This is a genomic window from Burkholderia sp. Bp8998 (assembly GCF_003854235.1).
Classification (GTDB): Bacteria; Pseudomonadota; Gammaproteobacteria; order Burkholderiales; family Burkholderiaceae; genus Burkholderia.
Genome location: NZ_QTQF01000046.1, coordinates 1 through 11,558, shown reverse-complemented (window position 1 = coordinate 11,558; position 11,558 = coordinate 1). Strand labels below are relative to the sequence as shown.

Annotated in this window: 8 protein-coding genes and 1 pseudogene; 6 read left to right on the top strand and 3 right to left on the bottom strand. The window is 63.5% G+C overall.

The genetic code is table 11. From position 1 onward, the window contains the following. Nucleotides 1–61: 61 nt before the first annotated feature. Nucleotides 62–1,264 (bottom strand): FAD-binding oxidoreductase, encoded by a 1,203-nt coding sequence (locus DIE06_RS32025; protein WP_260433842.1) that lies wholly within the window; start codon nucleotides 1,262–1,264, stop codon nucleotides 62–64. 663 nt (nucleotides 1,265–1,927) lie between these two features. On the opposite strand from DIE06_RS32025, the gene DIE06_RS32020 reads away from it, so the two are divergent. Then, nucleotides 1,928–2,647, top strand: a complete 720-nt coding sequence (locus DIE06_RS32020) for a GntR family transcriptional regulator (RefSeq protein ID WP_260433837.1) — start codon at nucleotides 1,928–1,930, stop codon at nucleotides 2,645–2,647. Between the two features lie 367 nt (nucleotides 2,648–3,014). Then, entirely contained in the window at nucleotides 3,015–4,016 is a 1,002-nt protein-coding gene (locus DIE06_RS32015) for a LysR substrate-binding domain-containing protein (RefSeq protein ID WP_124664862.1), read from the top strand. Nucleotides 4,017–4,268: 252 nt separating this feature from the next. On the opposite strand, the gene DIE06_RS32010 is transcribed toward DIE06_RS32015, so the two are convergent. Both DIE06_RS32010 and DIE06_RS32005 read right to left on the bottom strand, forming a co-directional pair. Continuing rightward, complete coding sequence (locus tag DIE06_RS32010; RefSeq protein WP_124664861.1) at nucleotides 4,269–5,510, bottom strand: Xaa-Pro peptidase family protein; 1,242 nt, start codon at nucleotides 5,508–5,510, stop codon at nucleotides 4,269–4,271. Nucleotides 5,511–5,793: 283 nt separating this feature from the next. After that, the gene (locus DIE06_RS32005) at nucleotides 5,794–6,714 is read right to left on the bottom strand and encodes a LysR substrate-binding domain-containing protein (protein ID WP_124664860.1); all 921 of its coding nucleotides are present in this window, start codon (nucleotides 6,712–6,714) and stop codon (nucleotides 5,794–5,796) included. A 274-nt stretch (nucleotides 6,715–6,988) separates the two neighbouring features. Here DIE06_RS32005 and DIE06_RS32000 point away from each other — a divergent pair, with 274 nt between their 5' ends. The 4 genes and pseudogenes from DIE06_RS32000 (at nucleotide 6,989) to DIE06_RS31985 (ending at nucleotide 10,500) form a co-directional block, all read left to right on the top strand. Continuing rightward, complete coding sequence (locus DIE06_RS32000) at nucleotides 6,989–8,248, top strand: SRPBCC family protein (RefSeq protein ID WP_124664859.1); 1,260 nt, start codon at nucleotides 6,989–6,991, stop codon at nucleotides 8,246–8,248. An 8-nt stretch (nucleotides 8,249–8,256) separates the two neighbouring features. Then, entirely contained in the window at nucleotides 8,257–9,408 is a 1,152-nt protein-coding gene (locus DIE06_RS31995) for a hybrid-cluster NAD(P)-dependent oxidoreductase (RefSeq protein WP_185733522.1), read from the top strand. A gap of 92 nt (nucleotides 9,409–9,500) precedes the next feature. Next, a pseudogene (locus DIE06_RS31990) lies at nucleotides 9,501–9,917 on the top strand (DJ-1/PfpI family protein); the annotation flags it as partial. 4 nt (nucleotides 9,918–9,921) lie between these two features. Beyond that, a complete protein-coding gene (locus DIE06_RS31985; protein WP_124664897.1) occupies nucleotides 9,922–10,500 on the top strand; it encodes an RHS repeat-associated core domain-containing protein in 579 nt (192 codons plus the stop codon). The last annotated feature ends 1,058 nt before the right edge of the window (nucleotides 10,501–11,558 follow it).

Genomic DNA, 11,558 nt, shown 5'->3' with positions numbered 1-11,558 from the left:
TCCGTGCGGCGCCCGATCGCTGAATCGTGGATTCGGTGGGTGGTCGTTTGATGCGGCCGGTTCAGCTCTCCAGGCCCGCCTTGCGCTGGCCCCACCAGAGCGTCGCGTTGACGCCGGCCGACAGGAACGGCTCGGGCGGCGTGCGGTTCGGGCCCGACGTCGCCAGCAGGAAATCGGTCAGCGCATTGCGCTTACCGGCCAGCCAGTCGGCGAGCAGCGTTCCCGTCACCGTGCCGCGCGTGATGCCGAGGCCGTTGCAGCAGAGCGCGCCATAGACGTTCGGCGCGAGCTGGCCGAAGAAGCCCTTGTGGTTCTGCGACAGCGCCAGCGAACCGCTCCACGTGTAATCGAACTCGACCTCCGGCAGCATCGGGAAGCGGCGCTCGAACGAGTGCCGGTGGCGCGCGAGCGCGCGTTCGCGATGGCGGTCGTTCGGGCGGCCATTCGGATTGAAGCTGAAGCTGTTGCGGATCAGGATGCGGTTGTCGTGGGTGCGGCGCACCGTGCTGCCGAACGGGTCGGCCGGAATCACGCCCCAGAACGGCTGGCCGCCCAGTCGCGCCTGCTCGGCGCCGGTCAGCGGCCGCGTGAGGCTCGCGTACAGGAACACCGGCAGCATCGTGCGCTGGAGGAAGCCGAAGCGCATGCCGAACGCGTTGTTCGAGAGCACCAGCTTGTCGACGACGATGCGGCCGCCGGCATGCCCGAGCACGATCTTGTCGCCGTATTCGACGTCGGTGATCGGCGTGTGCTCGTGCAGCGTGACGTTCGGCGGCAGGCTGTCGGCCAGGCCCTTCACCAGCGCCGACGGCTGCAGCAGCATCGTGCCGGGCGTGAACAGCCCCTTGCGGTAGAAGCCGGTGCCGATATGCGCGGGCAGATCCTTGCCTTCGATCACTTCGTACGGCTGGCCGAGCTTGTCGAGACCGCGCCGGTACGCGTCGAGCACCGCGACGCCGCGCGGCTCGACCGCCGCCTGGTACTTGCCAGACGCGCGCAGGTGGCAATCGATCCCGTGTTCGTCGACCAGCGCGCGCAGGATCGACTGGCCGAGCAGGTTCAGTTGCAGGGTCGTCTTCGCCGTATCGATGTCGCCGATGTAGTCGTCCGCGCCGATGTCGTGCGGCAGGTCGATCGCGAAGCCCGCATTGCGCCCCGACGTGCCGAAGCCGACTTCCTGCGCGTCGACCAGCACGACTTCGTCGTCCGGGAAGTTCAGCGCGAGCTGGCGCGCCGCGGCGAGCCCGGTGAAGCCGGCGCCGATCACGCCCCAGCGTGCCTTCGTGGTGCCGGTGTGGCACGGCCGCGTCACGCGCGGCGGGCTGGTGTGGTACCAGCCGCACGCCTCGTCGTCGGCGGGCAGTGCGCTGACCCGGACCTTGCGCGCATCGCGTTGAGGCTGTGCAACCGCTTCTACCGTCGGCGAAGTAACCCTAAGCATTCCTGAATCCAGTGTCTCGTTGATTGAAATGACGCGTGCGAGGGCGTCCGTGTCCTTGTTGGCGATGTCAGCCCCTGGCCGTGCCGGGGATCGGGTCGATGGCGTCGGGCCGTCGGCGGCGGTGTCCTGGTGCGCGATCCGCCTGTCCGGAAAGAATAATTTTGCCGTGCGTCTAATAAACTATACTTAGTAGACAAACTATAGTCTAACAATCGGATCGCGGGAATCGAGGGTTAACCCTCGACGCGTCTGGGCGCTCGGCTGGCGATGGGAGACGGAGAAGAAGCGAACCGGCGGCGCGAGGCATTGCATGCGGTCGCGGCGAGTGCTTCGTAACGGGAAAGAGGCGGCGGCGCACGCATCGCGTGCGGGCCGTCGGGACAGGGGACAGCGCTAGCCATGGCCCGGGGCGGGGCCGTATAGTACGCGCTTCAAAGTGATGAGGGCGTTATGAAAGGAACGGGTGGGGAGTCGGCACCGGCGGACATGGCACAAACGGTCGATCGCAAGTCGGCCCTGGGCGAGGCATTGCGGCGCCGGATCGTGAACATGGAGCTGGCGCCGGGCGCGCTGATCGACGAGGCGGCGCTGGCCGACGAGTTCGGCATGTCGCGGCCGCCGATTCGCGAGCTGATCCGGCAGATGGCCGCGGAAGGCTATATCGAGCTGGAGACGAATCGGGCGCCGCGCGTCACGTCGATGAATTTCCAGTCGCTGCGCAGCTTCTTCATTGCCGCGCCGGTGATCTATATCGCGACCACCCAGCTGGCGGCGCTGAACGCGACGCCCGACGACATCGCGCGGCTGCGGACGATCCAGGCGCATTTTCGCGCCGCGATCGAAAGCGGCAACGTCGCGAACCGCGTGTTCTACAACGACGAATTCCATCTCGAGATCGGCCGGATCGCGCAGAACGATTACCTGATGCCGAGCCTGCGCCGCCTGCTAATCGATCACGCGCGGCTCGGGAAGATGTTCTACCGCTATCCGACGACGGACACGATGCAGCACACGCTCGAAAGTGCCGTCGTCCAGCACGACCAGATCATCGATGCGCTCGAGCGGCAGGACGCCGACGCGGCGGGGCAACTGGTCCGCGACCACTTCGAGCTGTCGCGCCGCCGGATGACCGAGTACGCCGCGCCGCAGGGAATGGCGGTTGCCGTGAACCTCGGCGATCCGGTGTTGGCGCAAGACAAGAGATAGCGCAAGAGGGGCCATGGTGTCATGGTCGCCAATTAGCTGGCGGACCGGCAATCATCTGCGCTGCGAGCCGGCAGGCGACTTTGCAACGGAGGCCCGCTGGATTCACCGTACGACGCATCGCATCTTGTATTGGCGGCATTCCCCATTATCGCTTCCGATAATGGCGGCGCGGCGGGCGTTCTATCGAGAGTGGCGTCATCGCGACGCCGCTCCGGCGCCGCCGTTGCCAGCCGTCAGTCTGACTCGCAAGCTGCAATATTCAGATAATTGAAAGGTTTGCGATGAGACGACCCGCGGGCAGCCGGTGGGGCTGCAGACGACGGGTTCGTCGACGCAGCGTCCGACCTCCGTTTTGAGAGTGAAAGCCATGTCGAAGAAGCAGCTATTTGCAGACAGACTCCTCGCGCAGATGCCGTCGCTGCGCGCGCTGCGGTGTTTCGTGACGGCGGCTCGCTACGAGAGCTTCACTCAGGCAGCCGAGGTGCTGTGCGTGACGCAGGCCGCGATCAGCCGGCAGATCAAGGAACTCGAGGATTCGCTCGACGTCGCGCTGTTCGAACGGACCGGCCGGCATATCGCGCTGACGGACGCGGGGCGGATTCTCTACAACGCGTCGTATCTGTCGATCATGAACATCGCCGAGGCGGCGGAGGCGGTGCGCCGCACCGACCGGCACGCGCTGATGGTCTGCGTGTCGCACACGTTCTCCGCGCTGTGGCTGTCATCGCGGTTGCCGGCGTTTCGCGAGCAGTTTCCGGATATCCGGCTTCACGTGATCGTCACCGAGCATTTCATGGAACTCGACGGGCTCATCGAGCCCGACGTGATCATTACGAAGAATCCGCCGCGCGAGCCCGAGTTCGAAGTCGAGCCCCTGTTTCACGACATCGTGTATCCGGTGTGCAGCCCGTCGTTTCACGAGCGGCATTTTCATGGCCGGTCGCTGAAGCCGCTGGACCTGCTGTCGCGCCCGACGCTGAACCTGTCGATGCTGGGTCGCGCGCAGGTCTGCGAGCACGTTGACTGGCGCGTGTGGCGCAACTGGTTCCAGCAGAGCGACGGCACCGATACTCTCACCGAGAACAAGTATCTGGAAAGCAACGACTATCGGTTGCTCGTCGCGCAGGCCGAGGCCGGCGAGGGCACGCTGCTGGGCTGGCACCACCTCGTGCACCGGCAGATCGAGGAGGGCGTGCTGGTGCGGCCGGTTCAAGATGTCCTAGTGTTTCGTGATCGCCATCATTACCTGATCACGCACCGGAATGCGCAGCCGCGCCCGGAGTACCGGCTGTTCCGTCAGTGGCTGCGCGACGAGGTCGGTATCATGATGCGCGGCTGGCTCGATGCCGGCGTCGAAATCGGTCGATAACACGGCGCCCCCCGTCAATGAGACCTGCGTCGACCTGCCCAAATGCTATCGTCGACTGACCCCGTCCGTGATCGCGTTCGTTGAATTCGACGCGGTCGCGCGGCTCGGAAGCCGTTGGCGTTCGAAGTTTCTGCGATTTCAGTTAGGGGTTCGTGGGCGACGTAATGAGGAAAGTCGCTCGTGACGAGAGCATGGCGCGCATGTAACCGATGAACGTCAAATTGGATGCGTGCGCAACGGTTACCGGGTTGCTTAAAGCCAGTCCGTTTCGAACGGGAACGTCGACAACGGCACACACCCGGTTTCAGTGAGCAGCACCTGCTGCTCGAGCTTGACGCCTTCGTCGCCGCCTTCCGCGCCGATATAGCTTTCGATGCACAACGTCATCCCGCTCTTGAACGTGCCGTCGTAGCCGGCGCTGTCCCAATCCATGTAGTACGCGACGGACGGATACTCGTCCACCATGCCGATCCCGTGCGCTAGGCAGCTGTAGCGATTCTTCTGATACGGTTGCGGCATTTTCCAGCTACGCTCGGCGAACTCGCTGAACGCCATGCCCGGGCGCAGCAGATCCATGTTGGTCACCAACTGCGCGTACGCGGCGGCATAGAGCCGGCGCTGGGCGTCGGTCGGGCGAGCGTGGCCGACCGTCCAGGTTCGGGAGATATCCGCGCAATAGCCGAACGGGCCGACCAGATCGGTATCGAACGCGATCAGCTCACCCTGCTTCATGGTCCGCGCGCTGCATTCCTGCATCCATGGATTGGTGCGCGGCCCCGACGCGAGCAGTCGCGTCTCGATCCATTCCCCGCCAAGCCGGATATTCTCGTAGTGCAGGTGGGCCCAGAGATCCTGTTCGCTGATTCCCGGCGTCAACACGTTGTGCATGCGCCGGATGCCTTGCTCGCACACGTCGACGGCGGTCTTGATCAATTGCAGTTCGTCCGCGGATTTCACGGCGCGCGCGTGTTCCATCAACGCTTGTCCGTCCGCCACGCGGACGCCTTCTTCCTGAAGCGCATAAACGCCTTCAGGGTCGAGCCTGTCGACTGCGATACGCATCTCCGACGGCGTGTGCTGACGCAGCAGGTCGGCGACTTCGCGCGCCCATTGCCGGGCCTTGCGCGTCGATTCCGGGCCCGCGCTGAAGTAGTTCCAGCAGGTGGCACTGCGCAGCTCGACGTCGATTGTGCTGTCGTTCCACACGTGATCGCAGTTGTGGAACTCGAAACCGATGACCGGCCCGTGTGCAAACACGATCACGTAGCGCGTCGGGTTGCGCCCGGTCCAGATCTGCATGTTGGACGTATCCGTCGCATAGCGGATGTTGACCGGGTCGTAAAGAACGATGGCCGGGCAATTCCGCCGAACGAGCTCGTTCCGAACCCGCTCGATGCGGTACGCGCGCACGCGCTCAATCAGATCGTCCGGAACGCCGGCGATACAGTTCGTTTGCATCGTTGTTGCCACATGAAGCGTGCTGACCGCTGACATTGCTCCTCCAGTTCGTCGTTATGGATCCCTCCGGACTCGTGGCAGCGCCGCGTTTGCCACTCCGGGCGCCAGCGGGGTCCTTTGAGGTCAGTATCGAAACGCCGAAAAGACCGGTCAACGCACAATATTTTCACGATCGCATTACATTAAGTCATGCGAAGGACGATGCTTGACGATGGCCGCGATGTCGTCGCGTTCGACAGGAGGAGGGAGAATCAGGCGGCATCATGCCGATGCCGTTCGAATCGGGATGGGCGACAGCGATCGTCGCCTGCGCGGCGCGTCACCGGACCGGAAGTTCCTCGCGCAACCAGTCGATCAACTGCGTGACCGCGGGCGTCAACGAACGGCCGTGAGGCACGATGACGAAATAGGCATCGCTCGTCTTGCACGATCCGACCGGCATCCGGACCAGTTCGCCGGTCGCCAGGAGGTCGTGCACGAGCCGGCTCCAGCCAAGCGCGACACCCTGCCCGTATCGGGCGGCCTGTACCGCATCCGTGTAGAGGCTGCAGCGCAGCGCGTAGTCTAGCTTGGCCGGGCGGTGACCGACCGAGCGGAACCACGCTTCCCAGCCCATCCAGCCTTCGGACGTCGAGTCGGATTCGATCAGCGGAAGCGCGCCGAGCGCCTCGACGGATTCCGGCATGCCGTTTTCCTTGAGGAAGGCCGGCGAGCAGACCGGGAACACTTCCTCGTCGAACAGCGGGATCGAGGTTCCGTCCGCCCACTTCCCGTCTCCATAGCGCACCGCGACGTCGACTTCCACATGACGAAGGTCCGCGGTAAACATCTGGGTCGTCAGCCGCAGCTTCAGTGGCGGGTTCAGGTGCTTGAGCTTGGGCAGCCTCGGCAGCAGGCGGAACTGCGCGAACGATGCGGTCGACGCGAGCACGAGCTCCTGCTGGTCGGCGCCCGTCGACAGACGGTCGAATGCGCCGGCGATTCGCTGCATCGATTCGGCGACGGGGAGATAGAGCATTTCGCCTTCGTTCGTCAGCGAGATCGAACGGTGCAGACGATGGAAGAGGCGCACGTCGAGCGTTTCCTCGAGGAAACGCACTTGCCGGCTGACCGCCGCCTGGGTCACGCCGAGTTCGGCCGCCGCGTGGGTGAAGCTGCCGAGGCGGGCGACCGCTTCGAATTCGACCAGTGCAGTCAGCGACGGCACGATCCGCCGGTATCCTTTTGTTCCTTTCGTCATTTGAGTCTGTTTTTCGTGCGGCCGGGGCGAATCGTGTGTCTCCAAATTGTACCGGTCAAGTCGCCGATGTTGCGATGCGGGCTCGTACCGACTCGCGCGTTTCCAACGCGCGGATTCGGGTTAACCAAGGGGCCGGCGGCGTGCGCGTTCTTGCATAACATAAAGTAATGCGACCGAGAAAATATAGCGCGTTGACGCGTGAAATTGCCCCTCCAATACTTCGCTCAAAGTTTGAAAAAAGCATAGCGAAAATCAACCCCATTGGAGGTGTACGATGTCCGCCGTTCCGCTCAAGACCCACCGTGAACTGCTCGACAGCCGCAAACCCGGGCACGGGCTGCCGGCCGGGCTTCTCGGCCGGCAGGATGTGTTCGAGACGGACGTCGAAGTGTTCTTCGAGAAGCTCTGGATCTTCGTCGCGGTGACGGCCGACGTGCCGGAGCCGGGCGACGTCTACGCGGTCGATATCGGCAAGTCGTCCATCCTGGTCGTGCGCGACGACGACGAGAACATCCGCGCGTACCGCAACGTATGCCGCCACCGCGGCGCGCGCCTGATGAAGAGCGCGACGAAGGCCACCGTCGGCATGCTGGTTTGCCCGTATCACCAGTGGACGTACGACCTAGACGGCAGCCTGAAGCACGCGACGCACATGGGCAGGGATTTCGACACGAAGTGCCGCAGCCTAATCCCGGTGCACGTAAAGGTGGTCGGCGCGCACGTGTTCGTCTGCCTTGCTGACGAAGCGCCGGAGGATTTCTCGAAGCTCGAGACGGTGATGGCGCCGCGATTCACGCCGCACGACATGCCGCGCACGAAGATCGCGCACGAGATGACCATCGTCGAGAACGGTAACTGGAAGCTCGTGGTGGAGAACAACCGCGAGTGCTATCACTGCGGCGGTACGCACCCGGAGCTTACGCAATCGTTCCTTGCGCACGACTTCGGCTTTTGCCCGGATGGCCAGAGCGAGGAATCGCTACGCGACTACGACGCGTATCTCGCCCACAATACCGCGCGCAAGAAGGAGTGGGAAGACGACGGCTATATCTGCGAGGCATTCGAATCGGTCGACGAGAGCGTCCAGACGAATTTCCGCACGCAGCGGCTCGTCATCGCCGGCGCCTGCGAATCGCAGACGATGGATACCAGGGTCGCGTGTACGAAGCTGCTCGGCGATCTGCCGCGCCGCGATCTCGGCGACGTGCATATGTGGACCCATCACTCGTGGACGCACGTGATGAGCGACCACGCGGTCGTCGCATACATCCTGCCGATCGCGCCGGACAAGACGGTCGTGCGCACGGTGTGGCTCGTGCATGCGGATGCGGTCGAAGGCGTCGACTACGACGTCAAGACGCTGACCGAAGTGTGGGACGCCACGACCCGGCAGGACGCCGACCTCGTCGGGATCACGCATAGCGGCACGCAGGACCCCGCCTATGTCCCGGGCCCGTATTCGACGTATACCGAAGGCGCGCTCGAACAGTTCGCACGTTGGTACGACGCGCGCCTGAAAGCTCACGGCATCTGAGTACCGTCATGACTGTCAGAGAGAACTTTTGCGTGGCCGATCGGGCCGCCGCGGCGACCGACCGTTTCGCGGACCCCGCTACTTGGGAACGCGCGGACGTCCAGTGGAACAGCAGCGAACAAAAGACGCTGGTGTGCTGCCGGGTGCGGGGCGAGACGCACGACGTCCGCACCTTTGTGTTCAGCGCGAAAGACGGGCGGCCATTCAGCTTCGAGCCCGGCCAGTTCATCACAGTGTCGGCCGACGTGGAAGGCGTGCCGGTCAGCCGCTGCTATACGGTCTCGTCGCCGCCGACGCGGCCATACACGTTGACGATCACGGTCAAGCGCACGCCCGGCGGGATCATGTCGAACTGGCTGCACGACACCATGCGGCCCGGGGGCGAGCTGAATGCATTCGGCCCGTCCGGCATTTTCACGCCGGCCTCGGGGCCAGCCGCGAAGGTGCTTTACCTGTCCGCCGGCTCGGGCGTTACGCCGCTGATGTCGATGACGAGAGCGGCGATCGACCTCGGACTGAATCGCGACATCGTCTTCGTGCACAGCGCGAGAACGCCCGCCGACATCGTCTTCCGCGATGAGCTCGAGCGGTTGAGCGCGGAAGCCGACCGCCTCAAGGTGATCCACATCTGCGAGGTGCTAGGATCCGAGCCGGACTGGCGCGGACCGACCGGCCGGCTCAGCCTCGAGCTCCTGCAACAGCACGTTCCGGACTATCGCGACCGCGAAGTCTTCACGTGCGGCCCGTCGGGCTACATGAACGCCGCGAAGGCACTGCTCGCGCAAGGCGGTCATGATCCCGCCCGCTATCACCAGGAGAGCTTCAATTTCGCCGAAACGGTCGAACCTGCCGCGGACGCGGTCGACGCGCCGCAACAGGGGGCCGAGGCGGGTGTCCGTACGTATACGGTTCGCCTCGCTAAGTCGGGCAAGACCTTTCCGATGAGTGGCGCGGAGACGGTGCTGTCGGCCGCGCGCAAGGCGGGCGTCGCGCTGCCGTCGTCGTGCAGCCAGGGCATTTGCGGAACATGCAAGACCGTGGTGCTCGACGGCACGGTTGACATGCAGCACAACGGCGGTATCCGTCAGCGGGAAATCGACAAGGGGCTGCGCCTGATGTGCTGCAGCCGTCCCACGTCGGATCTCGTGCTCGATCTGTAGCGGCCGTCGTCCCGACGCGCGCCGTTCCCGATCCGGGCCGGTGCGCGTCGCCCGACACCAGTCGACCCCGTCGTCCTTCCGGCGTTGCCACCGTGCCTGATACCCCGGCTTTCCTCACTTCACGCCCGCGCCATTTCGGCTTTCTCACGCTGCCGTCGTATTCGATGATCGCGTTCTCGCATGCGATCGAAGCCCTTCGCGTGGCGAATTACGTGGACCGTACCGAACACTATCGCTGGACGGTGTTCTCCATCGACGGCCACCCAGTCGAAGCCAGCAACGGCATCGCGATGCGGCCCACGCAGGCGCTCGACGTGCCTGCTCCGCTGCCCGACGTGATGATCGTGTGCGGCGGCACGCGCATCCGCGAGATAGTCGATGCGCGCACGCGGCACGCGTTGAATGCGCTCGCGGAGCGCCGGATCGTGATGGGCGCGCTGTGCAGCGGCGCATGCGCGCTGCTGACCGCAGGACTGCTCGACCGGTACCGGGCGGGAGAACGATGGGACTGGTCTGTACTACTCCAGGGCGCGCTACTATCATCCGCGATTCAGTCGATTCGTAGCCGAGGATCCGATCGGGTTAGCGGGTGGGAGCAATCTTTACGCCTATGTTGGTGGCGATCCAATCAATCTCATTGACCCAACAGGCGAATTTGGCATCCCTGGTGCAATTGCTGGCGGAATTATCGGGGGCATCAGCGGTGGCTTGGGAGCGGCAGCTACGGGCGGGATCGTCTGGCGTGGCGCGTTGTTGGGCGCTGTTACAGGCGTGGTTGTCGGCGGTACTGGCGCATGGATTGGTGCGTCTCTGCCAGGACAGATGGCGCTGCGCGCGGCTGCAGGGGGTATCTCGAACCTACTTGGGCAAATGCAAGGCATCGGTGATCCCTGCTTTAAGGGCTTGAATGGTGCTGCAGTTGCAGGTTCGATGATCGGTGGAGCGCTTGGTGGCGTGTTGGCTCCGGGTGCCTGGGGCACTAGCTTCTCAGGTTCAATTGCCAGCCAGGTTGGTCAGCGCGCCCTTGCTGGCCTACCTGGCGCTGGCGTCTCTGGAACGGCGGGGCTAGTGGGGAATCAACTGGGCAAGTGAACAATGCGAAGGGAGGCTACAAATGCGACCTGAGTACCGCTCAAACATCTACGCATTCATGGGTCTAGCATCCATCTTGCTGGGTAGCTACGCATTGGAGCGAGCTACCGCTTACTTTGGTATGACCGGTGACTCAGTTGGAGGCGCCGCGTTTGGGTTCGCGGGATTTGGTCTATTGGTTGTTGCCGTTGCTCACTTCTACATGGCTGCTGGATACAGATTTGGCTCCCTTGAAGCAGTCGAAGGAAGTCTGGACAGTGCGACCTTGCGAACAAAGTCGGGCGTGGTTGCTAAGGCCGTTAGAATTCGCATTCTGCGAAAGCCAGATGCAAGTGACCCGAATTCGACGCCAAGCAATCGCTATGTTTTCTTCATTAGCGATTGGAGGCCGTGGGTTTGCCCGAAATCTATGTTTTTGAAGGATTGAGCTTACGGCCACCAACACAAACAACAACAACAAACAACTTTGATAGATACAATTATGTCAATTCAGCTGCGTTGTACACTCGCGAAATAATTAGAGTTCGATCGTGATCCCCGTCGAGGAAAATCACCACCACCTCGTCGGTGATCCGAGCGATATTGACCATGCCAAGCCCAAGACTGCAGCCGGAGTCTGCAGTCTTGGTTCCTTCGCCCACGTCGCAAAAACAAAGAGGAACGCTAAGCGTCCCTCTTTAATTTGTCGCCCGGCGCTGACGTCAGCTGCTATCGGTCAGCCTCTTCACAGCATCCTTCCGCCGGTTCACGACCCGCTCAACCTGATCCAACGGATCCAGCGTCTGCTTTAGAATTTGGGCGCCGGTGCTCAGCGAAGATATCCGGCGCTTCGGAACCGGACTGCTCGACCCGGAGCACGCCCTCCATAGGCAGGATTGCCGGGGCCGGGGCCGCGGTCACGTAATGTGTGCGAGGCTGAGGAGCCGATTGCGCCCCCCTCGCGACCAGCCGCGGCAGCCTCAAATTGCCGACACGCGGGGTCTGCCGACCAGGAACCACGTATGGAGCTCGCCGATGCCTTTCGCCGCGATCGTGCCGCGCGCCTCGACGACGAACGC

What these genes read in the sequence shown, in the direction of transcription:
- DIE06_RS31995 (WP_185733522.1), top strand. Translation starts at nt 8,257, where the DNA reads ATGACTGTCAGAGAGAACTTTTGCGTGGCCGATCGGGCCGCCGCGGCG.
- DIE06_RS32020 (WP_260433837.1), top strand. Translation starts at nt 1,928, where the DNA reads ATGGCACAAACGGTCGATCGCAAGTCGGCCCTGGGCGAGGCATTGCGG.
- DIE06_RS32005 (WP_124664860.1), bottom strand. Translation starts at nt 6,714, where the DNA reads ATGACGAAAGGAACAAAAGGATACCGGCGGATCGTGCCGTCGCTGACT.
- DIE06_RS32010 (WP_124664861.1), bottom strand. Translation starts at nt 5,510, where the DNA reads ATGTCAGCGGTCAGCACGCTTCATGTGGCAACAACGATGCAAACGAAC.
- DIE06_RS32015 (WP_124664862.1), top strand. Translation starts at nt 3,015, where the DNA reads ATGTCGAAGAAGCAGCTATTTGCAGACAGACTCCTCGCGCAGATGCCG.
- DIE06_RS32000 (WP_124664859.1), top strand. Translation starts at nt 6,989, where the DNA reads ATGTCCGCCGTTCCGCTCAAGACCCACCGTGAACTGCTCGACAGCCGC.